Annotated in this window: 22 protein-coding genes; 6 read left to right on the top strand and 16 right to left on the bottom strand. The window is 71.7% G+C overall.

Annotated elements, in window-relative coordinates:
• Nucleotides 1-5 precede the first annotated feature (5 nt).
• Together M6G08_RS15730 and M6G08_RS15725 are read right to left on the bottom strand one after the other, a co-directional pair.
• Complete coding sequence (locus M6G08_RS15730) at nt 6-1,589, bottom strand: acyl-CoA carboxylase subunit beta (RefSeq protein WP_272587801.1); 1,584 nt, start codon at nt 1,587-1,589, stop codon at nt 6-8.
• A 154-nt stretch (nt 1,590-1,743) separates the two neighbouring features.
• Nucleotides 1,744-4,101 (bottom strand): polysaccharide lyase 8 family protein, encoded by a 2,358-nt coding sequence (locus M6G08_RS15725; RefSeq protein ID WP_272587800.1) that lies wholly within the window; start codon nt 4,099-4,101, stop codon nt 1,744-1,746.
• A 166-nt stretch (nt 4,102-4,267) separates the two neighbouring features.
• On the opposite strand from M6G08_RS15725, the gene hpnR reads away from it, so the two are divergent.
• A complete protein-coding gene (gene hpnR / locus M6G08_RS15720) occupies nt 4,268-5,761 on the top strand; it encodes a hopanoid C-3 methylase HpnR (protein WP_272587799.1) in 1,494 nt (497 codons plus the stop codon).
• A 91-nt stretch (nt 5,762-5,852) separates the two neighbouring features.
• Nucleotides 5,853-6,410: a YceI family protein gene (locus M6G08_RS15715; protein ID WP_272587797.1), complete on the top strand. Its 558-nt coding sequence runs from the start codon at nt 5,853-5,855 to the stop codon at nt 6,408-6,410.
• Here M6G08_RS15715 and M6G08_RS15710 read toward each other — a convergent pair.
• Both M6G08_RS15710 and M6G08_RS15705 read right to left on the bottom strand, forming a co-directional pair.
• Nucleotides 6,397-6,948: a cysteine hydrolase family protein gene (locus tag M6G08_RS15710; RefSeq protein WP_272587796.1), complete on the bottom strand. Its 552-nt coding sequence runs from the start codon at nt 6,946-6,948 to the stop codon at nt 6,397-6,399. The genes M6G08_RS15715 and M6G08_RS15710 overlap by 14 nt on opposite strands.
• 4 nt (nt 6,949-6,952) lie before the next feature.
• Nucleotides 6,953-7,570, bottom strand: coding sequence for a TetR/AcrR family transcriptional regulator (locus M6G08_RS15705; RefSeq protein ID WP_272587795.1), 618 nt, complete (start codon nt 7,568-7,570; stop codon nt 6,953-6,955).
• Between the two features lie 76 nt (nt 7,571-7,646).
• Here M6G08_RS15705 and M6G08_RS15700 point away from each other — a divergent pair, with 76 nt between their 5' ends.
• Nucleotides 7,647-8,540, top strand: coding sequence for a DMT family transporter (locus tag M6G08_RS15700; protein WP_272591349.1), 894 nt, complete (start codon nt 7,647-7,649; stop codon nt 8,538-8,540).
• Between the two features lie 40 nt (nt 8,541-8,580).
• On the opposite strand, the gene M6G08_RS15695 is transcribed toward M6G08_RS15700, so the two are convergent.
• The 6 genes from M6G08_RS15695 to ureA all read right to left on the bottom strand — a co-directional run bounded on the left by M6G08_RS15695 (nt 8,581) and on the right by ureA (nt 16,079).
• Nucleotides 8,581-9,933 (bottom strand): hypothetical protein, encoded by a 1,353-nt coding sequence (locus M6G08_RS15695; RefSeq protein ID WP_272587794.1) that lies wholly within the window; start codon nt 9,931-9,933, stop codon nt 8,581-8,583.
• 83 nt (nt 9,934-10,016) lie between these two features.
• On the bottom strand, nt 10,017-11,621 hold the full coding sequence (gene cimA, locus M6G08_RS15690; RefSeq protein ID WP_272587793.1) for a citramalate synthase: 1,605 nt from the start codon (nt 11,619-11,621) through the stop codon (nt 10,017-10,019).
• Between the two features lie 355 nt (nt 11,622-11,976).
• On the bottom strand, nt 11,977-12,585 hold the full coding sequence (locus M6G08_RS15685) for a TetR/AcrR family transcriptional regulator (protein WP_272587792.1): 609 nt from the start codon (nt 12,583-12,585) through the stop codon (nt 11,977-11,979).
• Nucleotides 12,586-12,595: 10 nt separating this feature from the next.
• Nucleotides 12,596-13,615 carry an agmatine deiminase family protein gene (locus tag M6G08_RS15680; protein WP_272587791.1) on the bottom strand — a complete coding sequence of 340 codons (1,020 nt, stop codon included), beginning with the start codon at nt 13,613-13,615 and terminating at the stop codon, nt 12,596-12,598.
• Between the two features lie 32 nt (nt 13,616-13,647).
• Entirely contained in the window at nt 13,648-15,360 is a 1,713-nt protein-coding gene (locus M6G08_RS15675; RefSeq protein WP_272587790.1) for an urease subunit alpha, read from the bottom strand.
• Nucleotides 15,357-16,079 (bottom strand): urease subunit gamma, encoded by a 723-nt coding sequence (ureA, locus tag M6G08_RS15670; RefSeq protein ID WP_272587789.1) that lies wholly within the window; start codon nt 16,077-16,079, stop codon nt 15,357-15,359. The genes M6G08_RS15675 and ureA overlap by 4 nt, the downstream gene beginning before the upstream one ends.
• A gap of 144 nt (nt 16,080-16,223) precedes the next feature.
• On the opposite strand from ureA, the gene M6G08_RS15665 reads away from it, so the two are divergent.
• The gene (locus M6G08_RS15665; protein ID WP_272587788.1) at nt 16,224-17,678 is read left to right on the top strand and encodes a cytosine permease; all 1,455 of its coding nucleotides are present in this window, start codon (nt 16,224-16,226) and stop codon (nt 17,676-17,678) included.
• Between the two features lie 39 nt (nt 17,679-17,717).
• On the opposite strand, the gene M6G08_RS15660 is transcribed toward M6G08_RS15665, so the two are convergent.
• From M6G08_RS15660 to M6G08_RS15640, 5 genes are all read right to left on the bottom strand, one after another.
• A complete protein-coding gene (locus tag M6G08_RS15660; RefSeq protein WP_272587787.1) occupies nt 17,718-18,806 on the bottom strand; it encodes a branched-chain amino acid aminotransferase in 1,089 nt (362 codons plus the stop codon).
• A 259-nt stretch (nt 18,807-19,065) separates the two neighbouring features.
• The gene (locus M6G08_RS15655; protein WP_272587786.1) at nt 19,066-20,109 is read right to left on the bottom strand and encodes a 3-isopropylmalate dehydrogenase; all 1,044 of its coding nucleotides are present in this window, start codon (nt 20,107-20,109) and stop codon (nt 19,066-19,068) included.
• Between the two features lie 76 nt (nt 20,110-20,185).
• The gene (locus M6G08_RS15650; RefSeq protein ID WP_079187824.1) at nt 20,186-20,317 is read right to left on the bottom strand and encodes a hypothetical protein; all 132 of its coding nucleotides are present in this window, start codon (nt 20,315-20,317) and stop codon (nt 20,186-20,188) included.
• A 308-nt stretch (nt 20,318-20,625) separates the two neighbouring features.
• Entirely contained in the window at nt 20,626-22,266 is a 1,641-nt protein-coding gene (gene pruA / locus M6G08_RS15645) for an L-glutamate gamma-semialdehyde dehydrogenase (RefSeq protein ID WP_272587785.1), read from the bottom strand.
• Nucleotides 22,267-22,312: 46 nt separating this feature from the next.
• Complete coding sequence (locus tag M6G08_RS15640; protein WP_272587784.1) at nt 22,313-23,239, bottom strand: proline dehydrogenase family protein; 927 nt, start codon at nt 23,237-23,239, stop codon at nt 22,313-22,315.
• Nucleotides 23,240-23,404: 165 nt separating this feature from the next.
• Here M6G08_RS15640 and M6G08_RS15635 point away from each other — a divergent pair, with 165 nt between their 5' ends.
• Nucleotides 23,405-24,661 (top strand): PucR family transcriptional regulator, encoded by a 1,257-nt coding sequence (locus M6G08_RS15635; RefSeq protein ID WP_272587783.1) that lies wholly within the window; start codon nt 23,405-23,407, stop codon nt 24,659-24,661.
• 6 nt (nt 24,662-24,667) lie between these two features.
• On the opposite strand, the gene M6G08_RS15630 is transcribed toward M6G08_RS15635, so the two are convergent.
• A complete protein-coding gene (locus tag M6G08_RS15630; RefSeq protein ID WP_272587782.1) occupies nt 24,668-25,252 on the bottom strand; it encodes a TetR/AcrR family transcriptional regulator in 585 nt (194 codons plus the stop codon).
• A gap of 96 nt (nt 25,253-25,348) precedes the next feature.
• Between M6G08_RS15630 and M6G08_RS15625 the strand changes: the two genes are divergently transcribed.
• Nucleotides 25,349-26,896, top strand: coding sequence for an MFS transporter (locus tag M6G08_RS15625; protein ID WP_272587781.1), 1,548 nt, complete (start codon nt 25,349-25,351; stop codon nt 26,894-26,896).
• Nucleotides 26,897-26,926: the final 30 nt, after the last annotated feature.

Raw genomic sequence — 26,926 nt, 5'->3', positions numbered from 1 at the left:
TCGGGTCACTGCGGCGGGTTGCCGTGCTTGCGGGAGGGCAGGTCGGCGTGCTTGGTCTGGAGCATCGCCAGGGACCTGATCAGCACCTCGCGGGTCTCGGCGGGGTCGATGACGTCGTCGACCAGGCCGCGCTCGGCCGCGTAGTACGGGTGCATCAGCTCGGTCTTGTACTCCTTGACCATGCGGGCGCGCATGGCCTCGGGGTCCTCGGCCTCGGCGATCTGGCGGCGGAAGATGACGCCCGCGGCGCCCTCGGCGCCCATCACGGCGATCTCGTTGGTCGGCCAGGCGTAGGTCAGGTCGGCGCCGATGGACTGGGAGTCCATGACGATGTACGCGCCGCCGTACGCCTTGCGCAGGATGAGGGAGATCCGGGGCACGGTCGCGTTGCAGTAGGCGTAGAGCAGCTTGGCGCCGTGGCGGATGATGCCGCCGTGTTCCTGGTCGACGCCGGGCAGGAAGCCGGGGACGTCCAGGAGGGTCAGGATCGGGATGTTGAAGGCGTCGCACATCTGGACGAAGCGGGCGGCCTTCTCGGAGGCCTCGATGTCCAGGACGCCGGCCAGGGCCTGCGGCTGGTTGGCGACGATGCCGACGACCTGGCCGTCCAGGCGGGCCAGGGCGCAGATGATGTTGCGGGCCCAGCGCTCGTGGATCTCCAGGTACTCGCCGTCGTCGACGATCTCCTCGATGACCTTGGCCATGTCGTACGGGCGGTTGCCGTCGGCCGGGACCAGGTCGAGGAGGGTGTCGCCGCGGCGGTCCGCGGGATCGGCGCACTCGTGGCGGGGCGGGTTCTCCCGGTTGTTCTGCGGGAGGAGGGAGAGGAGGTAGCGGACCTCGGCGAGGCAGGTCTCCTCGTCGTCGTAGGCGAAGTGGGCGACGCCCGACGTCTCGGCGTGCACGTCCGCGCCGCCCAGGCCGTTCTGCGTGATCTCCTCACCGGTGACGGCCTTGACCACGTCCGGGCCGGTGATGAACATCTGCGAGGTGTCGCGGACCATGAACACGAAGTCGGTCAGGGCGGGGCTGTAGGCCGCGCCGCCCGCGCACGGGCCGAGCATCACGCTGATCTGCGGGATGACACCCGACGCCTTCGTGTTGCGCTGGAAGATGCCGCCGTACCCGGCGAGAGCGGAGACGCCCTCCTGGATACGGGCGCCGGCACCGTCGTTCAACGACACCAGCGGCGCACCGGCCGCGATGGCCATGTCCATGATCTTGTGGATCTTCGTCGCGTGGGCCTCGCCCAGCGCGCCCCCGAAGATCCGGAAGTCGTGCGCGTAGACGAAGACCGTACGGCCCTCGACCGTGCCCCAGCCGGTGACGACACCGTCCGTGTACGGCTTCTTGGCCTCCAGGCCGAACCCGGTCGCCCGGTGCCGGCGCAACTGCTCGACCTCCCGGAACGAGCCCGGGTCCAGGAGCAGCTCGATACGCTCCCGCGCGGTCAGCTTGCCCTTGGCGTGCTGCGCCGCCGTCGCCTTCTCGCTCGGCCCGGCCAGTGCCTGCGCACGGATCTCGTGCAGCTCGGCCACCCGCCCGCGCGCGTCCGTCGGCTCACCCGGCGCCTCATCCAAAACGGTCATGTAGCGACTCTACGAACCCGACCAAGGATTGCGAGCCGTCGACTCCGTACAGTCTCCGACGCGTTTTCCTGGTAGCACTGAACAGAACCCCCATGGCATGCAGCCGTTTCGACTGCTCAGGGGGCCCGAAACTTGTAGGGGTCGCACAAAGCCGTCAGCTGAGAGTCACCTCACATTCATGGGTGGTACATACCACCCCTGGAGTGACGCGCAGATGCAGTCGGCGGCCGGCGGCGAGGATCTCGACCGTCTCGTCGGCCCGCACCACTCCTCGCACCGGCCGGTCCCAGACGATCTCCAGCGGCTCGCCGGTGCGCGGTGGTTCGCTCACGCAGAGGGTAGCGGTGCGGCCCCGGCGCCGGACCAGCACACTGGCCCCCGCGGTGGCGGTGAGCCGCCCCGCCGTGCCGGCCTGCCAGAAGTTGGCCGCCGTGAGGCCGAGCGGGTGAACGGTGACGGCCTGGCGGCGGGCGTCGTTGGCGAGGACGGTCAGTCTGCGGCGGGCGGCGGCGCGGCGGGCGACGGTCCCGCGGGAAGCGCCCGGCAAGAGGACGTAGTGGTACCCGGCGTCGGCCGGATCGGTGCCGTGGTCGAGCCAGAGGGTCTGCCAGCGGCGGGTGCGGCGCTCGGTGGTGCTGGTGGTGTTGATGTCGGACCAGGCGCCGGTGCGGTCCTCGCGCAGGGTGCGCAGGTCGCCGTCGGGCACGATCCAGCCGCCGTGGCCCTCCAGGTGGGCCCAGTGCCGGCCGCGGACCAGGGCCTGGGTGCCGCCCTCGCCCAGGTTGCGGTTGTCGACGACCGTCTCGACCGGGACGCCGTCCGCGCAGGTGATGCCGGCGCCGAGGCAGACCACCTCGTCGTCGAGGAAGAACCAGGACTTGCGGGCTTCGAGGGTGGAGCCGAGGCCCTTCAGGTGCTGGCCGACGGCCGCGTACTCGCCGTCGGTGGTGCCGCCGACCCAGCGCACGCCGGGCTTGGGCGCGCCCCACTCGCCGCCCGCCCGGTCGGGCAGGCGCTTGGTGGAGACGGTGGTGCCGGGCAGCCGGTACCAGTCGACGGTCGGCCAGAACCAGTCCGTGTACTGATCCGAAGCGGTCCCGTTCGCCCACCAGGTGAGCAGGCCCGCGCCGGTGTGCCAGCCGCGCGGGTTCTCGCCGTTGCCGCACTCGTAGTGCGCGATGCGGTCGCTGGCCATGGCGAGGCCCGCGGTGAAGGCGGGCCGACGGTGGACGGCGCGGTCCATGGCGGCGAAGAGGCGGTGCTCCGTGGGCTCGGGCGCGGCCTGGACCGGCGCGTCGGCGATCGCGTGCAGCCGGGCCAGGTCGGCGACCTGGAACTGCGGTGCCGTGAGAACGGGGGTGATGGTGTCCCGTTCGATCCAGCCCTTGATCCGCGCGTGCCAGCGCTCGCGCTCGGCGTCGCTCGCGCCGCCCGCGAGGACCGCCATGGCCGCGATGAGCTGCTGTCCGTGGAAGTGGTCGCTGCGCATGACGTGCAGGTCGTCGCTCTTGAGGTAGCCCCGGCTGATGGCGCGCCCGTTCACGGTGTCCATGACGAGTCCGTCGTGGACGAGGGGCGCGTAGGCGTGCTCGACGCTGTCCAGGACGTTCTGCCTGGCGGGGTCCGTCACCGCCCAGTCCGTCCCGGCGAGCAGGGTGAGGAGGCGGCCGAGGCCGTCCAGCATGACCTGGCCGTACGTTCCCGAGTAGGCGACCCAGGTGTGCTGCACGAAGGAGCCGTCGGCGTAGAGGCCGTCGCCCTTCGTGACGTACGGGAAGACCGGGGAGAGGGCGTCACGGGCCAGGGCGATCTTGTCGGGGGCGCGGCCCAGGATGCCGCGCAGGGCGACGGACCGGCACAGGTCGACGCGGTTGGCGCCGGTGGAGGTGCCGGAGTAGTCGCGGAGCACGGCGTCGGGGACGAAGTGGTCGACGGCGGCGCAGGCGGCGGCGGTGCGGTCGGGGCCGAGGTGGTCGTACAGGGCGGCCGTGATGTCCATCAGGAGGCGGGGGCTGCCGATCTGCCATTCCCACCAGTTGCCGTAGCGGGTGGTGGAGGGGTTGTAGACGGTGGCCGAGAGGTGGTCGAGCCCTCGGAGGATGTCGGCGAGGAGCGCCTGGTCGCCGGTGGAGCCGGTGCCCCGCTGGACGTAGGCCTGGGTCATGGTCCACAGGCGGCCGTAGGCGAAGGTGATGCCGGCGGGCGGGTCGAAGGGGTGGCCGGGCCACAGCGAGGTCGGGGTGGGGGCCATGGTGGCGCGGTGGTCGCGGGCGCGGGCGCCGGTCTCGGCGAGGCGGGAGGCGTACGGTTCGGCGGCCGGGTCGTAGCCGGTGCCGAGTGCGATGTCGAGCCAGCGGCGGCGGAGGGTGTCGTAGGGGTCGGCGCGGGGCGCGGCGGACGCGGGGGCGCCGAGGGTGGGGGTGAGCGTGGCGGCCAGGGCGGTGGCGAGGAGGACGGTGCGGCGGGTGGGTCCGGCGGCGGTCCGGCGGGTGTGCGGCCACATGGGGGTCATGCCCGTGACCCTTCCCCGTTCCGGGGTCCGCCAGGCGGCGGTACGGGAGCTGCGGCGGTGGGCGGGCCGGGTTACGAAAGGGGGGCCTGCCCATGCCCCACCGAGCCCTACCGCCGTTCCGGTTCGCCTCCCGTTCCGGTGCGTTCCGACCCGCGACGAGGTGACCATGCGTCTGCTGCTCGTGCATCCCAGCGCCCTGATGTACTCCGAGATCTTCCTCCGCCTGGAACCGCTCGGCCTCGAGCGGGTGGCGGGCGCGGCCCGCGAGGCCGGGCACGAGGTGCGGGTCGTGGACCGCCAGGTGCTCAGCGAGCGGGTGCTGCGCGACGAGGTGCGGTCGTTCCGGCCCCAGGCCCTCGGCATCTCGCTGAACTACCTGGCGAACATCCCGGAGGCGATCGAGCTGGCGGTGAAGGTGAAGCGGGAGGTGCCGGACTGCTTCGTCTTCTTCGGCGGACACAGTGTCTCGTTCGTCGCCGAGGACGTCCTGGAGCAGGCGGCGGGGGCGGTGGACGCGGTGGTCCGGGGCGAGGGCGAGCCGGTGGTCGCGCCGCTGCTGGAGGCGGTGCGCGACGGCGGGGTGGACGGCGTCCCCGGCGTCATCACCGCCGCCGGACGCGGGCCCGCGCCGCTGATGATGCACGGCATCGACTCCCCGCTCCCGGCCCGCGACCTGATGCGCAACCGGCGCCGCTACTTCATCGGCGAGCTGGACCCGTGCGCCTCCATCGAGTTCACCCGCGGCTGCCCCTGGGACTGCTCGTTCTGCTCGGCCTGGACCTTCTACGGCCGCAGCTACCGCAAGGCCTCCCCGGAGGCGGCGGCCGAGGACCTGGCGCGGGTCCGCGAGCCCAACGTCTTCATCGTGGACGACGTGGCCTTCATCCGGCCCGAGCACGGCAACGCCATCGCCGACGAGATCGAGCGGCGCGGCATCCGCAAGCAGTACTACCTGGAGACGCGCAGCGACGTGCTGCTGCGCCACCCCGAGGTCTTCGAGCGGTGGGCGCGGCTCGGCCTGCGGTACATGTTCCTGGGCATGGAGGCCATCGACGCCGAGGGCCTGGACCTGTTCCGCAAGCGGATCAGCCCGGACGACAACTTCCGGGCGCTGGAGGCGGCCCGCCGCATGGGCATCCAGGTCGCCATCAACCTGATCGTGGACCCGGCCTGGGACGAGGAGCGTTTCCGGGTCGTACGGGAGTTCGCGCTGTCGGTGCCGGAGATCGTGCACTTCACGGTGATGACGCCGTACCCGGGCACGGAGATCTGGCACACCGAGTCCCGCCGCCTGACCACCCGCGACTACCGCCTCTTCGACATCCAGCACGCGGTGGTGCCGACGACGCTGCCGCTGGAACGGTTCTACGAGGAGCTGGTGCGCACCCAGGCGGTGATCAACCGCAAGCATCTGGGCCTGAGGACGGCGTTCGGCGCGGCCCGCATCCTCGGCCGGAACCTGCTGCGCGGGCAGACGAACTTCGCGCGGATGCTGTGGAAATTCAACCAGGTCTACAACCCGCGCCGGCAGTTCGCGGACCACGGCATGCCGGTCCGCTACGAGCTCCCGCTGCCGCAGCCCGTGGACGTCGGCGACCGGCGGCAGCTGTACGTACACACCCGGCCGGCTCCGCAGGCCTCGCCGCCACGCCGGTCGTAACCGTTGAAGCATGTACGGAATAGGTCTAGAGTCGTGACCGTTGGACTGGTTGAACATTCAACATCACGGCTCGGCCTTCCTGGAGGACGCCATGACCAGCACCCCCGACCTCGCGACCCTGACCGGCGAGTACACGATCGACCCCGCCCACACGACGATCGGCTTCACCGCGCGCCACGCCATGGTCACCAACGTCAAGGGCAAGTTCCTCGACTTCAGCGGCACGCTGCACCTGGACGGCACCGACCCCGCGAAGTCCACCGCGACCCTCGACGTCACGATGGACAGCATCGACACGGGCTCCGCCGACCGCGACGGTCACCTCAAGAGCTCGGACTTCTTCAAGACGGACGAGTTCCCGAAGATGACCTTCCGCTCGACCGAGGCGGAGTCCCTGGGCGGCGACGACTACCGCATCACCGGCGACCTCACCATCCTCGGCACCACCCGGCCGATCAGCATCGACCTGGAGTTCAACGGCGCCGCCAAGGACCCGTTCGGCAACGAGCGCGTCGGCTTCGAGGGCAAGGCGGAGATCAAGCGCTCGGAGTGGGGCCTGACCTGGAACGCGGCCCTGGAGACGGGCGGCGTGCTGGTCTCCGACAAGATCAAGCTGAACTTCGACATCTCGGCGATCAAGCAGGCGTGAGTCGCACGTCGGCGGCGGCCCGGACCCGGATGCTCCGGCCGGGCCAGCCGATCGTCCGGTAGATCGTGTTGCACTGCGCGATCGAGTCGTCCGCCGGGACCAGGCGGCCCGCGTCCGCGGCCGTCCGGCGTGAGGTGGTGTGCCCGTCGGCCACGACGACCAGGTCGTAGCCCCGGCTCAGCGCCTGCCGTGCCGTGGTGTCCACGCAGACCTCCGTGGCGAACCCGGTGACGATCACCTCGGTGACGCCGAGCGCCTTCAGGACCGCGTCGAGACCGGTGCCGAGGAAGCTGTCCGGAGTCGTCTTGTCGACGACCGGCTCGCCCTCCCGCGGCGCGAGCTCCGGGACCACCCGCCATCCGTCGGTGCCGGGCTCCATGCCCTCGCCGCGCTGCCTGACGGTCACGACCGGCACACCGGCCGCCCGCGCCCGCTCGCTCAGTGCGGCGATCACGGCCACCGTCTCGGCGGCCCGGTGCGCCACGGCGACGGTGGCGTGCTGCATGTCGATGACGAGGAGCGCGGGGGTGGACGGCATGGGCTCACCGTAGCGGCGCGTCCGGCCCCGGCGCCGTCCCTTTCCCCAGAGTCTCCCGGACGTGGTCGAGCGCCACGGCGAAGGGGTCGGGCAGCACCCCCGTCCCGTACGCGACCAGTGCGCCTTCGTGGAGGAGCATCAGGACGCGCGCGAGACGGTCCCCGTCGGCCGTCCCGGTCTCCCGGGCGAGGCCGGTGAAAAGGTCGAGCATCCAGCGCTTCTGCCTCGTGATGACGGAGTACGCCGGATGCGCCGGGTCACTGATCTCCGCCCGCGCGTTGATCATGCTGCACCCCTTCGACCCGTACTCCGCGGCCCACGCCCGCGACGCCTCGAAGACGGCCGCGATCCTGGCCGCCGCCCCCTCCCCCGCCCCGTCCAGCCGCCCGGCGAGCAGCTCCCGCCAGCGCTCGTCCCGTCCCGCCAGGTACTCCACGACGATCTGCTCCTTGGAGCCGAACCGGTCGTAGAGCGTCTTCTTGGTCACCCCGGCCTCAGCTGCGATGAGGTCCACGCCCACGGCATGGATGCCGCGCTCGTAGAACAGCCGCTCGGCGGCTTCCAGTACACGTCGCGCACCCGGCGTCATCCGGACGCGGTGCGGCTTGTCCTCTTCACCCATGACCATGAGTATACCGATCTGTATAGTGGGCACCCGAGACCAGTAAACCGATCTGTCTACTCTGGATGTGGTCGACGTGAACGCCCTGCTCTCGGTCGCCTTCGTACTGTGCTGGAGCTCCGGTTTCATCGGCGCCAAGCTCGGCGCGGGGACCGCGGACGCGAGCACCCTCCTCATGTGGCGCTTCCTGCCGCTCGCCGTGGTCCTCGTCGCCGTCGCGGCCGTCTCCCGGCCGGCGTGGCGGGGACTGACGCTCCGGGACGCCGGCCGGCAGGCCGCCATCGGCGCGCTCTCCCAGAGCGGCTACCTGCTCAGCGTCTACTACGCCATCCAGCTCGGCGTCTCCAGCGGCACCACCGCCCTGATCGACGGCGTCCAGCCGCTGGTCGCCGGTGCGCTCGCCGGGCCCGTGCTGCGGCAGTACGTGACACGCCGGCAGTGGCTGGGCCTGTGGCTGGGCCTGGCCGGTGTGACCACGGTGACCGTGGCCGACGCCGGGGCTGCGGGCGCGGACGTGGCCTGGTGGGCGTACTTCATACCCTTCCTCGGCATGCTGTCCCTGGTGGCGGCCACCTTCCTGGAGGGCCGCTCCCGCACGCCGGTCGCTCCCCGGACGGCGCTGACGATCCACTGCCTGACCAGTGCCGTCCTCTTCTCGGCGCTGGCGGTGGGCGCCGGGGCGGCGACCCCGCCCGCCGACTCCTCGTTCTGGGTGGCGACCGCCTGGCTGGTGGTGCTGCCCACCTTCGGCGGCTACGGGCTGTACTGGCTGATCATGCGCCGGTCGGGCATCACCGAGGTCAACACGCTCATGTTCCTGATGGCTCCGGTCACGGCCGTGTGGGGCGCCCTGATGTTCGGCGAGCACTTCGGCCCGCAGACCGCGCTCGGTCTGGCCGTGGGCCTCGCGGCCGTCGTGGTCGTACGGCACGGAAAAAGGACCGCACCGTCCCTCGCCCCGGGCCGCTGACGTGACCGGCCCGCCCGGCCCCGCCCCGCCCCTCCCCCGGTCAGAAGCCTCCGCCGAAGTCCCCGCCGCCGAAGCCGCCGCCACCGCCGAAGTCCCCGCCGCCGAAGCCGCCGCCGAAGTCGCCTGGGTCGAAGTCGGCGCCGGAGACGTCGCCGCCCTCGTAGCCGCCGAAGTCCCCGTAACCGGCGCCGTACCCCGCCCCGTAGGCCGGGCCGGCCATCATGCCGCCCAGCATCGTGCCGACCAGCAGGCCGGGCAGGATACCGCCGCCGAAGTAGCCGCCCGCCCAGGGACCGTAGGCCGGGCCCGCGTCCCAGTAGGGGCGGCGACCGTACTCGGTATCCACCTCGCGGATGGCCGGGTCCCGCCCCTCGGACAGCCGAGTCCGGTCGGCCGCGCAGACCGGGACCTGGCGGGTGGTGCCGCCCGGTGGCGTCCAGGTGACGTCGGCGACCGAGGGACCGTGGCGCGGGTCGAAGAAGCAGGGCGGGCGGCGTTCGGGCAGCTGCCTGCCCTCGCGGCGGGCGGCGAGCTGGGCCAGCGAGAAGCGGCCGTCCTCCAGGGCCTGCGTGACGCCGCGGACGTCCTCCGGTTTGCGGGCGTCCGCCATGTACGTCTTGGCCTGCTCATAGGCGTCGAGGGCACGCTCGTAGTCGGTGCGCATCGCGTCGTCGGCGCCCGGCTCGCCGGGGTGGAAGTCCAGCCGGTCCAGTTCCTCGCCGAACGCCGTGATGTCCTCGTCGACCACGACCCGCAGCTTCTCCAGCGACTGCCGCTGCTCCTCCTCGCGGCGGCGCCGGTTGCGCCGCGAGACCGCGTAGAGGCCCGCGCCGCCGGCCACCACGACGGCGCCCGCGGTGATCAGGGCGCCCGTCGAGACGTAACCGCCGCGGCCGGAGTCCCAGGACGCCGGGGCGGAGCCGCGGACGCTGCGCAGAGCGTCGTCGACGAAGCCGTTGAGCTGGGCCTTGGGATCGCCCGCGCCCTGCGCGGCCGTGACGAGGTTGTCCACGCCCTGGCGGCTGAGCACGCTGCTGTCGGCGCGCGCGTCGAACCGGTCGCCGAGCCGGATGCCGTACAGGCCGGTGATGCCGGTCTCGGTGCGCAGGTTCTGGAAGAGGTTCTCGGTCGGGTAGCCGGCCGGGAGGACCGCGACGAAGACGGGTTCGTCCGCGTCCTCGATCTTGTCGGCGAGCGCCTCGGCGTCCGACTTCGACAGCAGGTCGGTGGCGGCCGGGTCCACGTACACCGGACTCTCGCGCAGGGCCGCGCCGATCTCGGAGACGTCGGTGGCCGCCTGCGCGCCGGGCGCACCGGCCATCAGCACCGCCAGGGCGGCGACGACCGGCGCGACCAGGAGGCGTATGAGGACTCGAATCCGTGCGTCCTTCATACGTTCGAAAGTACCCGAATCGACGCCAATAAGACATCAGTGCGGAAGGGGAAACCGTCCGCGAGACCGACCCGGCATCCGGCTCACTCCGCGGGCTCGACGCCCGCCCGCAGCAGCCCGTACGTGTACGCGTCCTCCAGGGCCTGCCACGAGGCGGCGATGACGTTCTCCGCGACGCCGACCGTGGACCACTCCCCCGTCCCGTCGGTCGTGGAGATCAGGACCCTGGTGGTGGACTGGGTGCCGTGCACGCCCTCCAGGATGCGGACCTTGTAGTCGACGAGGTCCAGCTTGGCCAGCTCCGGGTAGAGCTTCTCCAGCGCGACGCGCAGGGCGCGGTCCAGGGCGTTGACCGGGCCGTTGCCCTCGGCGGTGGCGACGATGCGCTCGCCCTTGGCCCACAGCTTGACCGTGATCTCGTTGGCGGGGCTGCCGGCGGGATGGTCCTCGAGGATGGCGCGCCAGGACTCGACCCGGAAATGGCGCGGCCGCTTGCCCACCATCTCCTCACGCAGCAGCAGCTCGAAGGACGCGTCGGCCGCCTCGTACGTGTATCCCTTGAGTTCCCGCTCCTTGACCCGCTCGACGACCCGGCCGACCAGTTCGCGGTCGCCGCCGAGGTCGATGCCCAGCTCCTTGCCCTTGAGCTCGATGGAGGCGCGGCCGGCCATGTCGGAGACCAGCATCCGCATGGTGTTGCCGACCAGCCCGGGGTCGATGTGCTGGTACAGGTCGGGGTCGACCTTGATGGCGGAGGCGTGCAGGCCGGCCTTGTGCGCGAAGGCGGAGACGCCGACGTAGGGCTGGTGGGTGGAGGGCGTGAGGTTGACGACCTCCGCGATGGCGTGGGAGATGCGGGTGGTCTCGCGCAGCCGGCCCTCGGGCAGGACCTTCTTGCCGTATTTCAGTTCCAGCGCAGCCACGACGGGGAACAGGTTGGCGTTGCCGACGCGCTCGCCGTAGCCGTTGGCCGTGCACTGCACGTGGGTGGCGCCCGCGTCGACGGCGGCGAGGGTGTTGGCGACGGCGCAGCCGGTGTCGTCCTGGGCGTGGATGCCGAGCCGGGCGCCCGTGTCGGCGAGCACCGTGGCGACCACGGCCTGGATCTGCGCCGGGAGCATGCCGCCGTTGGTGTCGCACAGGACGACCACGTCGGCGCCCGCCTCGGAGGCGGCGCGGACGACGGCCTTGGCGTACTCGGGGCTGGCGCGGTAGCCGTCGAAGAAGTGCTCGCAGTCGACGAAGACCCGGCGGCCCCGGGCCTTCAGGAAGGAGACCGTGTCCGCGACCATGGCGAGGTTCTCGTCGAGCGTGGTGCGCAGCGCCAGCTCGACGTGCCGGTCGTGGGACTTGGCGACCAGCGTGATCACCTCGGCGCCGGACTCCAGCAGCGCCCTGACCTGGTGGTCCTCGGCGGCGGTGGCGCCCGCGCGGCGCGTGGCGCCGAAGGCGACCAGCTGGGCGTGCTGGAAGTCGATCTCCTGGCGGGCGCGGGCGAAGAACTCGGTGTCCCGCGGGTTCGCGCCGGGCCAGCCGCCCTCGATGAAGCCCACGCCGAAGTCGTCCAGGTGCCGTGCGATGGCCAGCTTGTCCGCGACCGTGAGGTTGATGCCCTCGCGCTGCGCGCCGTCGCGCAGGGTGGTGTCGAAGACGTGGAACGAATCGTCGAGTTCGCTGGTTGCGGTCATGATCTGAAGGCTCCTGTATGGGATCTCGGTCTACCGGAATGACCGGTTCCACCGTCCGTCTATGATCCCTCGCGCTCTCTTCCCGGCTGGGGGTGGGCCAGGAAAACGAAAAACCTCTCGCGGGTGCGAGAGGTCTGCGCGCGGGTCGAGGACGACGGTGTCCACCCGTACCTGGTCGTACGTGGTGGTCACTGCGGACCGGCGCGCCTGCTGCCAATAATCATGGCGAACGAGAGCACGGTGGAAGTCTGGCACAGTCCGTCCCCCTGCTCACCGCCCGTCTCAGAATGCGAGCAACGTCCGTCCGGAACCGGACACCCGGGCGTCCCCGCGGGACCCGTCCGCGACCGCACGCTCAGGCGTCGGCGTAGAGCCCGTCCGCCAGGAACTCCCGCACGTGGCCGAGCACCTGCGCCCGGTCCGTGCCGCGCAGCCCGATCGCCACGTGGATGGCGAAGCCGTCGAGGAGGGCGCGCAGCCGGGAGGCGAAACGGTCGGGGTCGACGGGCCGGAACTCGCCGCGCGAGACCCCCTCGGCGAGCAGCGCGACCAGGTCGCGGTGCCAGGCGCCCTCGATGGCGGCCTGCCGGTCGCGGGCGTCGGACTCGACGGCGGCGCTCTGCGAGCGGTTCCAGACCTCCAGCCACAGCGTCCAGTGCGGGTCGCGGTGGCCCTCGGGGACGTACAGGTCGACGTAGGCGTCGAGACGTTCGCGGGCGGTGCCGGGGCGGGTGAGCAGGCGACCGCGTTCGGCGCCGAGGCGGCCCTCGCTCCACTCCAGGGTGCGCAGCAGCAACTCGTCCTTGGAGTGGAAGTAGTAGAGGAGGTGGCCGCTGCTCATGCCGACGTCGCGGCCGAGCGCCGCCATGGTCAGCTTCTCCAGGCCGCGCTCGGCGATCATCTCCATGGCGGCGGCGAGCACGTCCTCGCGCGGCGGGGCCGGTCTGCGCCCACCACCGGCCATGTCCCCGCTCCTAGATCCTCGGCTGCTGCTGTGTGATGCAGTGGATGCCTCCACCGCCCGCGAAGATCGTACGCGCGTCCACGAGCGTCACCGTGCGCTCGGGGAACAGGCGGCGGAAGATGCCCGCCGCGAGTTCGTCGTTCGGGTCGTCGAAGGCGCACAGGACGACGCCGCCGTTGCACAGGTAGTGGTTGATGTACGAGTAGTCGACCCAGTCGCCGTCCTCGTCCTTCAGGACGGTGGGGGCGGGGACCTCGACGACCTCCAGGCGGCGGCCCTTGGCGTCGGTCTGGCCGCGGAGGATCTCCAGGTACATCCGCGAGCGGGCGTGGTCGGGGTGGCCGGGGTCGCGCTGGCTGTGCACGACGACGGTGCCCGGCCGGGCGAAGGCCGCGACGATGTCGACGTGGCCCTGGGTGCCGTACCTGCCGTAGTCGCCGGTCAGGCCGTGCGGGAGCCAGATCGCCTTGCTGGTGCCGAGCTTGGCGTGGACCTCCGTCTCGACCTCCCCGCGGCTCCAGCCGGGGTTGCGGCCGGAGCCGAGCTGGACGGTGTCGGTCAGCAGGACCGTGCCCTCGCCGTCGACGTGGATCGCACCGCCCTCGTTGACGAGCGTGCTGCCCAGCACGGGGGCGCCGACGAGGTCCGCGACATGGCGGGCGATCTTGGAGTCGTGCTCCCAGCGGGCCCAGTCCTGGGCGCCCCAGCCGTTGAACACCCAGTCGACGGCGGCCACCCCGCCCTGCCCGTCCGTCACGAAGGTCGGGCCGATGTCCCGCATCCAGGCGTCGTCCAGCTCGCGCTCCACCAGGTCGACCTCCGGGCCGAGCAGCTCGCGCGCCCCGTCGCCCTGGCCGGGCCCGTGCACCACCGTCACCGGCTCGAAACGGCGCACCGCGCGGGCGACGGCGGCCCAGGCCGCACGGGCCTCGGCCAGCTCCCCGTCGTTCGAGAACGTCGGGTTGGGGCCGGGCCAGGCCATCCAGGTGCGTTCGTGCGGGGCCCACTCGGCGGGCATGCGGAAGGTCATGGAGGTGTCCCAGGAGGTCGGAGGAGCGTGCGTCAGAGGAAGTAGAGACGGTTGAGCGAGACGGAATCGGCCGGTTCCGAGCGCAGCGGGTCCCCGTCGAGGGTGACGAGTCCGGTGCGCTGGTCGACGTCTACCGCGCCGGTACGGGAGTTCAGGCGCAGGTCGGCCGGTCCGATGCCGCGGGTGCCGCGCACGGCGACCCGGCGGCGGCGGGTCGGCATGGTGTCGCCGCCCTGGTCGAGGGCGGCCTGCGCGACGAAGGCCACCGATATCTCGGCCGGGGTGGCACCGTGGGCGCCGAACTGCGGGCCGAGGACGAGCGGTTCGCAGGTGTCGGTGGCCGCGTTCGGGTCGCCGACCACGCCGTACGCCGGGAAGCCCGACTTGAGGACGAGCTGCGGCTTGGCGCCGAAGTGGTCCGGGCGCCAGAGCACGATGTCGGCCAGCTTGCCCACCTCGATCGAGCCGACCTCGTGGGACAGGCCGTGGGCGATGGCGGGGTTGACGGTCAGCTTGGCCATGTAGCGCAGGACGCGCTCGTTGTCGTCGTCCCCGTCGGCGCCGAACTGGGCCTTCATCTTCCCGGCCATGGCGAAGGTGCGGCGGACGGTCTCGCCGGCCCGGCCCATGCCCTGCGCGTCCGACGACGTGATGCCGATGGCGCCCAGGTCGTGCAGCACGTCCTCGGCGCCCATGGTCCCGGCGCGGATCCGGTCGCGGGCCATGGCGGCGTCGCCGGGCAGGTCGGTCTTGAGGTCGTGGACGGAGACGATCATGCCGTAGTGCTCGGCGACCGCGTCCCGGCCGAAGGGCAGGGTGGGGTTGGTGGAGGAGCCGATGACGTTGGGCACGCCGGCCATCTTCAGCACGTTCGGGACGTGTCCGCCGCCGCAGCCCTCGATGTGGAAGGCGTGGATGGTGCGGCCCTCCAGGACGCGGAGGGTGTCCTCGACGGAGAGGCATTCGTTCAGTCCGTCGCTGTGCAGGGCGACCTGGACGTCGTGCTCCTCGGCGACGCGCAGGGCGGTGTCGAGGGCGCGGGTGTGGGCGCCCATGTCCTCGTGCACCTTGAAGCCGCTCGCGCCGCCCTCGGCCAGCGCCTCGATCAGCGGCGCCTCGTGGGACGAGGAACCCCGGCCGAGGAACCCGATGTTGACCGGCCAGGCGTCGAAGGCGCCGAACGCGTGCTTCAGCGCCCAGGGAGAGTTGACGCCGACGCCCCAGACCGGGCCGAACTCCTGCCCGATGATCGTCGTCACGCCGGACGCGAGCGAGGCCTCCATGATGCGCGGGGAGAGCAGGTGGACGTGGGTGTCGACGGCTCCGGCGGTGGCGACGAGCCCTTCGCCGGACACGATGGTGGTGCCGGTGCCGACCACGACGTCGACCCCGTCGAGGGTGTCGGGGTTGCCGGCCCGTCCGATGCCGCTGATCCGCCCCTCGCGGATGCCGATCGACACCTTCCGGATGCCCTGGACGGCGTCGATCACGACGACGTTGCTGATCACCACGTCGCAGGTCTCGCGGACGGCGGCGGCCTTGAGGTGCAGTCCGTCACGGGCGGTCTTGCCGAATCCGGCGAGGAACTCGTCGCCGGGCAGCTGGCTGTCGGACTCGACGCGGACCACCAGCCCCGAGTCGCCGAGCCGGAGGCGGTCGCCGGCACGGGGGCCGTGGGTGGCGGCGTAGGCGTGCGGGTCGACGTGGATCGACTCGCTTACCTCGCGTCCCTTCGAGCGGCTCATCGCCCGCCTCCTTCCGGTGCTTCCGGTTCTCCCGGTACTTCCTGTGCGACCCCCAGGTATCCGCAGGCCGCGGCCCGCCGCAGCGCCTCCTCCTTCGCGCCCGGCGCGTCCAGCGGACCGTCGACCAGGCCGGCGAAGCCGACCGCGACCCGCCGACCGCCGATGGGCACGAGCCCGACCTCGGCGCTCTGACCGGGCCCGAAGCGGACCGAGGACCCGGCGGGGACGGCGAGGCGCATGCCGTAGGCCCGTTCGCGGTCGAAGTCGAGGCGCGGGTTGGCCTCGAAGAAGTGGAAGTGGGAGGTCACGGAGACGGGCACGGTCGCGGTGTTGGTGACCGGCAGGCGCACCGCCGCCTCGGGCTCGGCGTGGTCGGGCCCCGGCAGCAGGGCACCCGGCGCCTCGTCACCGAGGCCGCCCCCGACGGGGTCGGAGACGACGGCGAACCGGGACCCGTCGTCGAAGACGGCCTCCACGTGCACCTCGGTGACCACGTCCGCGACGCCCGGCAGCACGTCGTCCGGGCCGAGCACGGACCGGGCGCGCTCGATCGCCTCCGCGAGCCGGGCACCGTCCCGGGCGGCCTCGCACACGGTGTCGGCGATCAGCGCCGTCGCCTCCGGCACGTTGAGCCGCAGCCCACGGGCACGGCGTGCCCGGGCCAGCTCGGCCGCCCCGAAGAGCAGCAGCCGGTCACGTTCGGTGGGAGTGAGTCTCACGACGTGGCACCTCCTTGCCGTCCACACATTAGAGCATCACTCTAAACATCGATTCCCGTCGACGAAACCATTGACGGACGGGCGGGGCGGACGTCACATTGAGCGTCGCTCTAAACCGTGGGCGGCCGTCGAAGGAGACCAGCCATGCCGATCGAACAGCGCGGAGTCGACACCATCCCCGAGGAGGAACGCACCAGCGGGCCACGGGACCTCGTCTCGATCCTGCTGGGCTCCAACCTCTGTCTCGGCGTGATCGTCTTCGGCTGGCTGCCGCCGTCCTTCGGCCTGGGCTGGTGGGCGTCGGTCAGCTCCGTGGTGGCGGGCACGGTCGTCGGCACCCTGTTCACCGCGCCGCTGGCCCTGGTCTCCCTGCGCACCGGCACCAACCTGTCCACGTCGTCCGGCGCCCAGTTCGGCGTGCGCGGACGGCTGGTCGGCTCGGTGGTCGGGCTGCTCCTCGCCCTCGGCTACACCGCGCTGACCGTGTGGATCGGCGGCGACGTGATGACGGGCGTGCTCGGCCGGCTCTTCGGCCTGCCGCAGGGCGGGACCGCGTACGCCGTCGTCTACGGGCTGCTCGCGGCGGCGACCGTCGCCGGCGCGGTCTACGGGTACCGGGTGCTGCTCGCCATGTCCAAGGTGCTGGCCTACGGCATGACCGCCCTGCTGGTCCTCGGCGTGATCGCCTACGCCCCCGACTTCACCACCGCCGCACTGCCGGAGGCGGGCGGGTACCTGCTGGGCGGGTTCTGGCCGACGTGGCTGCTGGCCGCCGTGGCCGCGGGACTGTCCGGGCCGATCGCCTTCATCACGCTGCTCGGCGACTACACCCGCTACATCTCCCCGGCCCGCTTCTCCTCCCGCCGGGTGCTGCACGCGACCTGGCTCGGGCTGATGCTGGGCCTGCTGGTGCCGCAGCTCTTCGGCACCTTCACCTCGTACGCCGCCCGCGCCGCCCTGGACTACGCGGGCCCGCTGGTCGACGCGGCGCCCACCTGGTACCTGCTGCCGCTGTTGCTCGCCGCCTCCGCGGGCTCGGTCGGCAACGCGGGGCTGATGCTGTACTCCATGGGCCTGGACCTGGACGCCATCTCGCCGCGCGCCTCCCGCGCCCGGGCCACCTGCGCGGTCGCGGTCGTCGCCACGGCCTGCGTCTTCGTCGGCCACTACGCCTGGGACGCGCAGTCGGCGATGACGTCCTTCGTGCTGCTGCTGACGGCGATCGGCACCCCGTGGGCGGTCATCACGATGATCGGCTTCGTGCGCTGCGGCGGGGAGTACGACGCCGACGCCCTCCAGGTCTTCAACCGCCGGGCGCGGGGCGGGGCCTACTGGTACCGCGCCGGCTGGAACATCCCGGCCACGGCGGCCTGGGCGGCGGGCGCGGTGGTCGGCGTGCTGGCGGTGTCCCTGCCGTCGTACGAGGGTCCGCTGCTGGCCTTCACCGGCGGGGTGGACTGCAGCTTCCTGCTGTCGGGGCTGGTGGGCGGGGTGGTGTACCTGCTGTGCACGCCGGGTGCCGCCGTGGCGACGGCACCCGCGGCGGGGCCGGCCGAGCCCGCTCCCTGTCCGACCGAGTCGAGTGGCGGGCGGGCGTAGGCCGGAGGCCCGGAGGCGGAGCCCCCGGCCGGACAGGTGCTACGCGAGGCGGTGCATCCACCCGTGCGTGTCCTCGGCGGTCCCCCGCTGGATGTCCAGCAGCGCGTCGCGGAGCCGCTGCGTCACCGCGCCGGTCTCGCCACCGCTCTGCTGCCACTGCGCACCGGCGCGCTTCACGGTGCCGACCGGCGTGATCACGGCCGCCGTACCGCAGGCGAAGACCTCGGTGAGGGTGCCGTTCTCCGAGTCGCGCTGCCACTGGTCGACGGAGACGCGGCCCTCCTCGGCCTCGTAGCCGAGGTCGCGGGCGACGGTGAGGAGGGAGTCGCGGGTGACGCCCTCGAGGATGGAGCCGGTGAGCGTGGGCGTGACGATCTTGTCGCCGTACACGAAGTACAGGTTCATGCCGCCGAGTTCCTCGACCCACTTGTGCTCGACCGCGTCGAGGTAGCAGACCTGGTCGCAGCCCTTGGTGGCGGCCTCGGCCTGCGCGAGGAGCGACGCCGCGTAGTTGCCGCCGGTCTTGGCGTCGCCCATGCCGCCGGGCACGGCGCGGACGCGGTCCTCGGAGACCCAGATGGAGACCGGCTTGACGCCGCCGGGGAAGTAGGCGCCCGCCGGGGAGGCGATGACGAGGAAGAGGTATTCGTTGGCCGGCTTCACGCCCAGGCCGACCTCGGTCGCGATCATGAAGGGACGCAGGTAGAGGGACTCCTCACCGCCGTGCGCGGGGACCCACTTCTCGTCCTGCCGCACCAGCGCGTCGCAGGCCTCGATGAAGGTGTCGACCGGAAGCTCGGGCATGCCCAGGCGGCGCGACGAGGCCTGGAAGCGGGCGCCGTTCTTCTCCGGGCGGAAGGTGGCGACGGAGCCGTCGGGCCGGCGGTAGGCCTTCAGTCCCTCGAAGATCTCCTGCGCGTAGTGCAGGACCATGGTGGCCGGGTCGAGGGAGAGCGGGGCGTACGGCACGAGCTGACCGTCGTGCCAGCCGCGGCCCTCGGTCCACTTGATCGTCACCATGTGATCGGTGAAGTGGCGGCCGAACCCGGGGTTGGCCAGGATCGCCTGGCGCTCTGCGTCGGAGAGCGGGTTGGCGGAGGGCTTGAGCTCGATCGTGGGCGTCGTCATGGGTTGATGTCCTTCACCGGTTTGATTGTGACGGGCCGCTGTCACGCCCGTACGGCCGGTGGCCGGTGCTAGGACGTCCGAGCATTCCCTCATGTCGCGGCTTCGCGTTCGATTATCGCGCGCGGCCCACGGCGGGTGAAACGGGGTGAATGCGGCCCAGGGTTCGATGGTCGCACCTGGCGGACGCAGGAGAAAGCCGCCGGGTGCCTTGTTTTACGGACCCGGCGGCTTCCAGAGGTTGGATATCGAGTGCGCCGAGTCAGCCGGCTACTCGTACGGCGAGTGCGTCGCCGATCTCGGAGGTGGAGCGGGCGGGCTTGCCGACGCGCTCGCCGAGGTCGGCGGAGACCGCGTCCTCGATGCGGGCGGCCTCGGCCTCGTGGCCGAGGTGACGCAGCAGCAGGGCGACGGAGAGGACCGTCGCGGTGGGGTCGGCCTTGCCCTGGCCGGCGATGTCGGGCGCGGAACCGTGGACCGGCTCGAACATGGAGGGGAAGTCGCCGGAGGGGTTGATGTTCCCGCTCGCGGCGACGCCGATGCCGCCGGAGACGGCCGCGGCGAGGTCGGTGATGATGTCGCCGAAGAGATTGTCGGTGACGATGACGTCGAAGCGCTCGGGCTGGGTGACCAGGTAGATGGTCGCCGCGTCGACGTGCATGTACTCGGTGGTGACGTCGGGATACTCCTCGGCCACCTTGTTGAAGACGTTCGTCCACAGGTGACCGGCGAAGGTCAGCACGTTGTTCTTGTGGACCAGCGCCAGCTTCTTGCGCGGGCGGGCCTGCGCGCGGGCGAAGGCGTCGCGCACGACGCGCTCGACACCGTAGGCCGTGTTGACGGACACCTCGGTGGCGACCTCGTGCTCGGTGCCCTCGCGGATGGTGCCGCCGTTGCCGGTGTACGGGCCCTCGGTGCCCTCGCGGACGACGACGAAGTCGATCTCGGGCTGCCCGGCGAGCGGGGTGGCGACGCCGGGAAGGAGCTTGCTCGGCCGCAGATTGACGTGGTGGTCGAAGGCGAAGCGGAGCTTGAGCAGGAAGCCGCGCTCCAGGACGCCGGACGGCACCGACGGGTCGCCGATCGCGCCGAGCAGGATGGCGTCGTGGGCCTTGAGGGCGTCGATGTCGGCGTCGGTGAGGGTCTCACCGGTGGCGTGGTAGCGCCGGGCGCCGAAGTCGAACTCCTTGGTCTCCAGCTTCACATCCTGGGGAAGGACGGCGGAGAGGACCTTCAGACCTTCGGCCACGACCTCCTGGCCGATGCCGTCACCGGGAATCACTGCGAGTTTGATGCTGGGAGACATGACGGCACCCTACTCCTCGTCCCACGGGATGACATGAGGCGTCCGGCATCCGGACGCCCGAAGTCGTCCGCGCGGCTCAGTGGCCGGTGGCGCCGCCGTTGTCACGGCGGTCGAGGGCGCGCTGGAGGGCGGCGGCGGCGTTCTTGCGGTCGGAGTCGCTGGTACGGGAGAGGTGGCGGACTCGGCGGCGGAGGGTGGTCTCGGCCATGGGAATCGACTCCTTCGGCACAGCACACGGGGCGCGGAGAAAGGGGATTGCGAGAGGCCGGAAGGGGCGGGGAGCGCGGTGCCGCAGGGGTTGCCTGCACGGGGCCCGGCTCACGACCGCCCTTCGCTCGATCGAGCGGGACGTTCGGCTCCTACAAAGCTAAGGGAGCGCGGAGCGTCTGTCTCCACAATTACTCGGACTTCCTACTATCTGAGACGGTGGCCTCGGCCACACCGCACCGACCTGCGCAAACGCCGACGGGCCAGGTCGAGGTGACCTGGCCCGCCGGCGGGCGCACGGAGGGGGCGTCAGCCCATGTGCGGGTACGCGTAGTCGGTGGGCGCGACCAGCGTCTCCTTGATGGCGCGGGTCAGGGTCCAGCGCATCAGGTTCTGCGGGGCACCGGCCTTGTCGTTGGTGCCGGAGGCACGGCCGCCGCCGAAGGGCTGCTGGCCGACGACGGCGCCGGTCGACTTGTCGTTGATGTAGAAGTTGCCGGCCGCGTAGCGCAGCTTCTCCATCGTGTACGCCGCCGCGGCGCGGTCGCCCGAGATGACCGACCCGGTGAGGGCGTAGTCGGACACCGACTCCATCTGGGTCAGCATCTCGTCGTACGCGTCGGCCTTGCTGTCGTCGTAGACGTACACCGCGAGGAACGGGCCGAAGTACTCGGTGCGGAAGACCTCGTTCTCCGGGTCGGTGCACTCGACGACCGTCGGGCGGACGAAGTAGCCGACCGAGTCGTCGTAGGAGCCGCCCGCGACGATCGTGCAGGTCTCGTCCTCCTTGGCCCGGTCGATGGCGGCCTTGTTCTTGGCGAAGGACCGCTCGTCGATGACGGCGCCGATGAAGTTGGACAGGTCGGTGACGTCCCCCATGGTGAGGTAGTCGACCTCGGCCGCGAACTCCTCCTTGAACCCGTCGTTCCAGATGGACGCCGGGATGTACGCGCGGGAGGTGGCGCTGCACTTCTGGCCCTGGTACTCGAAGGCACCGCGGGTCAGGGCGGTCTTCAGCACGGCGCGGTCGGCCGACGGGTGGGCGACCAGGAAGTCCTTGCCGCCGGTCTCGCCGACCAGGCGCGGGTAGGTGCGGTACTTCTCGATGTTGTTGCCGACCGTCTTCCACAGGTGCTGGAAGGTCTTGGTCGAGCCGGTGAAGTGGATGCCCGCGAGGTCCCGGTGCTCCAGGGCGACCTCGGAGACCGCGATGCCGTCGCCGGTGACCAGGTTGATGACACCCTTGGGCAGCCCGGCCTCCTCCAGGAGCTGCATCAGCAGCACGGCGGCGTGGGTCTGGGTCGGGGACGGCTTCCAGACCACCACGTTGCCCATCAGGGCCGGGGCGGTGGGCAGGTTGGCGGCGATCGCGCTGAAGTTGAACGGCGTGATCGCGTAGACGAAGCCCTCCAGCGGGCGGTGGTCCATGCGGTTCCACACGCCCTGGGAGTTGGCCGGGGGCTGCTCGGCCAGGATGCCTCGGGCGTAGTGGACGTTGAAGCGCCAGAAGTCGATCAGCTCGCAGGGGCTGTCGATCTCGGCCTGCTGGGCCGTCTTGGACTGGCCGAGCATGGTGGAGGCGGCGATGGTCTCGCGCCACGGGCCGGACAGCAGCTCGGCGGCGCGCAGGATGATCGCCGCGCGGTCGTCGAAGGACATCGCGCGCCAGGCCGGGGCGGCGGCCAGGGCGGCGTCGATCGCGTCCTGGGCGTCCTGCTGGGTGGCGTTCGCGTACGTGCCCAGGCGGGACTTGTGGTTGTGCGGCTGCACGACGTCGAAGCGCTCGCCGCCGCCCATCCGCTTGACGCCGCCGATGGTGCAGGGGAGGTCGACGGGGTTGTCGGCCAGCTCCTTGAGCTTGGCCTCCAGACGGGCGCGCTCGGGCGAGCCGGGGGCGTAGCCGTGCACCGGCTCGTTGACGGGGGTGGGGACCTGGGTCACAGCGTCCATGGTTGCCGTTACTCCTTACTGAGCGGGTGTTGCGAGCGGTGTGGGCTCAGCCCTTGCTGACCATCGAGCGGGCGAAGAACCGGAGGTTGGCCGGCTTCTCCGCCAGACGGCGCATGAAGTAGCCGTACCAGTCGGTGCCGTAGGCGGTGTACACGCGCATGCGGTGGCCCTCGGCGGCGAGCCGCAGGTGCTCGTCGCCGCGGATGCCGTACAGCATCTGGAACTCGTACTCGTCGAGCTTGCGCCCGGCGGTCCGGGCCAGCTCCTGCGCGATGGAGATCAGCCGCGGGTCGTGCGACCCGATCATCGGGTAGCCCTCGCCCTCCATCAGGGTCCGCAGGATGCGCACGTACGCCTTGTCGATCTCGTGGCGCTGCTGGTACGCGACCTCGGCGGGCTCCTTGTAGGCGCCCTTCACCAACCGTACGCGAGAGCCGTTGTCGGCGAGCCGGCGCGCGTCGGCCTCGGTGCGGAAGAGGTAGGCCTGGATGACGCAGCCGGTCTGCGGGAAGTCCTTCCGCAGCTCGTCGTGGATGGCGAACATCGAGTCGAGGGTGGTGTGGTCCTCGGCGTCGAGGGTGACGGTGGTGCCGATCTCGGCGGCGGCCTCGACGACCGGGCGGACGTTGGCGAGGGCCAGCTCGTGGCCGCCGTCCAGCGCCTGGCCGAACATCGACAGCTTCACGGACATCTCGGCGCGGGTGCCGAGGTCCAGCGGCTTCAGCCGGTCGACCAGCTCGAGGTAGGCGTCGCGGGCGGCCTCGGCCTGCGCGGGGGTGGTGATGTCCTCGCCGACGACGTCCATCGTCAGCTCCAGGCCCTGATCGGTCAGCTCCTGGACGATCGGAACGATCTGATCGACCGTCTCGCCGGGGATGAACCGGTCGACGACCGGCTTGGTCACGGGCGCGGCGGAAACCAGCCGACGCATCCGGTCGCTGCGCGACGCGGCGAGAATCACGGGACCCAGCACGGGGCACCTCCACTTACCAACCAACACAGGGCCGTCCACCCGACGTTTCGGGAACGGCACGGAGAACCACCGTGAAATCTAAGGATGACCCCGATCGTGGGCCATCGACAGCTGTCACGCATCCGTGCGGCGGATCTCAGACAGATGTATGAAGACGGCGCGCAAATGCGGCAGAATGCCCGGGTGACGTCGGATTCCAGAGGTTCCGCAGGCTCCGGTGGCCCCAGTGGCGACTACCAGGAGCTGATCGACGAGATCTCCGAGCTGCTGGGCGCTCCCGCGACCCTGGAGAACCGCGACTTCGAACTGATCGCCTTCGGCGCCTACGACAGCGAGGGCGACCTCGATCCGTCCGCCCTGGACCCGGTGCGCACCCGCTCGATCCTGACCCGGCGCTCCACCGCGGCCGTCCGCGCCTGGTTCGAGGGCTTCGGCATCACCCGCGCCAAGGGGCCGGTCCGCATTCCGCCGACCCCGGAGGCGGGGGTCTACCGGGGACGCACCTGTCTGCCGGTACGCCATCGGGGTGTCGTCCTCGGCTATGTGTGGCTGCTGGACACCGATCCCGGGCCGACCGACCGGCAGCTGGCGGCCGCCATGGAGGTCACCGGCCGGATCGGCGCGCTGCTGGCGGACGAGGCGCAGCACGGCGCCGACCTGAGCCGGGAGCTGCGGGCGGTGCTGACCGCCGAGCGCGACTGGCAGCGGGACATGGCGGTGGCCGAGCTGCGCACCGCGCTCGGCGCCCGCGCGGACACCCCGCACGCGGTGGTGTGCGTGGCGCCCTGGCCGTCGGCCGGCCCCGACGACGCCCCGTCGGTCCGTACGGTGCCGGGGGCGACGGCGCTGTGCACGGTGCCGTGGGGCGCCTCGGCCCAGTCGCTGGCGCTGCTGGTGCGGCTGCGGTCGGCTGAGGTGCTGACCCCCGCGACGTCGGCCGCGGGGCGGCTGCTGGAGCGGGCGCGGAACGCGGCGGCCGGGGCCGGCGGGGCGGCGGCCGGGGCGGGCACGGGTACGGCGGCCGGGGTGTCCGGCCCGCGCACCGGCCTCGCGGAACTGGGGGCCGCCTGGCAGGAGGCGTCGGCGGCGGCCCGTGCGGCGGGCGCCGAGAGCCGGTTCGGGCCGGTCGCCGAGTGGACGTCCATCGGGGCGTTCCGGCTGCTGACCGCACTGCCGTCGCGGTCGGCCCACGATCCGGCCGTACGGGTGCTGCTCTCCCCCGCGCACCGCGAACTGGCCCGCACCGCCGAGGTCTACCTGGACTGCGCGGGCCAGGCCGGCCGCACCGCCGCCGAGCTGGGCATCCACCGCCAGACCCTGTACTACCGCCTGTCCCGCGTGGAGCAGCTGACGGGGCTGGACCTCGACGACGGGGAGGACCGGCTGCTGCTGCACATGGCGCTGAAGCGCGCCCGTCTGTGAGCCGGGTCAGCCCTTGCCGAAGCCCTCGACCGCCTGACGCAGCCCCTCGGTGAGCCGGTCGGCGTCGGGGGCGTCCTGCGGGCTGAACGACCACTGGACCATGAGGCCCATCAGCAGGCTCACGTAGAAGCCGCCGAGGGTGTCGACGGTCTCCTCCGGGACATCCTCCTCACGGCCGCCCATGAAGAGCGTGACGAGGCCACGCGCGCCCGCCCGCTGGGCCCGGGCCAGGTGCTCCCGGACCTGGGGCAGCTCGTCACCCATGGCGACGATCTCCATGCTGAGCCGCCACAGCGAGCCCGGCTCGCGCATGGTCCCGATGATGTTCGACCACACGGCCGTGAACCGCTCCGGGGAGCCCGGTTCGCCGGGCAGGTCGCCGTCCGGGTCCCCCTCGAACGCCTCGGACATCGCCTCCACCAGCTCGATGTACGCCTGGACGAGCAGGGCGTCCTTGGAGCCGTAGTGGTAACCGATCGACGCGAGGTTGGTCCCCGACTCCTTGACGATGTCCCGCGCGGTGGTGCGCGTGAACCCCTTCTCCAGCAGGCAGCGCTTGGCGCCGGCGAGCAGATCCTCACGGTGTCCCATGCGGCCACCCTATCCCCGGTCCATACACACGTCCTATACGTACGTCCCATACAAGCGTCATAGACAGCCGTATAAGACGCTCGTATAGTCGCTCGCATGACACCCAACCCGCCCCGCGCCGGCCGTCGAGAGTGGACGGCGCTCTGCGTTCTCATGCTTCCGCTGCTGCTGGTCTCCATGGACGTGTCGGTCCTCTACTTCGCGATCCCGGCGATCAACGCCGACCTGGCTCCGAGCGGCACCCAGCAGCTGTGGATCTTCGACGTCTACGCCTTCGCCGTGGCCGGCCTGCTCATCACCATGGGCTCGCTCGGCGACCGCGTAGGCCGCCGCAGGCTGCTGCTGATCGGTGCCGTCGCCTTCGGTGCCGCCTCACTGGCGGCGGCGTACGCGAACAGCTCCGAGATGCTCATCGCGGCCCGCGCGCTGCTGGGCATCGGCGGCGCCACGCTGATGCCGTCGACGCTGGCCCTGGTCCGCTCGCTCTTCACCGACCCCGGCCAGCGGGCGCAGGCCATCGCGGTCTGGTCCGGCGTGATGACGGCCGGCGTGGCGCTCGGTTCCGTGCTGAGCGGGGTGCTGGTGGAGTTCTTCTGGTGGGGGTCGGTCTTCCTGGTGAACCTGCCGGCGATGGTGCTGCTCCTGGTCCTGGGACCGCTCCTGCTGCCCGAGTCGAAGGACCCGGCGCCGGGCCGCTTCGACTGGGTGAGCATCCCGCTGTCGATGGCCGCGGTGCTCCCGGTCGTCTACGGCCTCAAGGAGATCCCGTCCGAGGGCTGGCACGTCCGCTACGTCATGGCGGTCACCGTGGGCCTGCTCTTCGCGGCCCTGTTCGTGCACCGGCAGCGGACCACCGCCTCGCCGATGGTCTCCCCCGCCCTCTTCCGGGGGCGTGGCTTCGCCCCCGCCGTCGTCCTCAATCTCGTCACGATGTTCGCGATGATGGGCTCGGCGTTCTTCACCACGCAGTACATCCAGTCGGTGCTGGGCAAGAGCGCGCTGGAGGCCGCCCTGTGGGCGCTGCTGCCCTCGGTGCCGATCGGCTTCGCGGCCCCGCTCGCCGCCCGTCTGGTGCGGGGCGGCGTCAACCGCGCCCTCGTGGTCTCCGCGGGCTTCGGTCTGGCCGCGTGCGGCTACGCGCTGCTGACGCTGGTGGACACGGACGCGCTGGCGCTCGGGCTGGTGGCCTGCGGTGTCCTCGCCTCGGGCGTCACCATGGTGATGTCCCAGATCATGGACCTCGCGCTCAGTGCCGCGCCGGTGGAGCGGGCGGGCTCCGCGTCCTCGCTGATGGAGACCGGCGCGGAGTTCGGCGGGGCGCTGGGGATGGCGGTGCTCGGGTCGATCGGCACGGCGGTCTACCGGCAGGACATGCCCGACTCGGCACCGGCGGTGGCGCGGGAGACGCTGGGCGGCGCGCTGGCCGTCGCCGGGCAGTTGCCGGGGCGCGCGGGGGACGCCCTGGCGACGGCGGCGCGGGAGGCGTTCACCAGCGGGATGCACGCGGCGGCGATCGCGGGCGCGGTGGTGCTGGCCGGGGCGGCGGTCCTGGCGTCGGTGACGCTGCGGAGGGTGCGGGTGCGCGAGGAGCCCTGCACGGAAAACGCCGGACAGGCTGATCAAGTCAGCCCGTCCGGCGTTTGAGGACGAGGCCCGTTCAGGGCCGAAGCGGGG

It is taken from the genome of Streptomyces sp. M92 (assembly GCF_028473745.1).
Lineage (GTDB): Bacteria > Actinomycetota > Actinomycetes > Streptomycetales > Streptomycetaceae > Streptomyces.
This window is presented reverse-complemented; position numbering and strand designations above follow the sequence as displayed.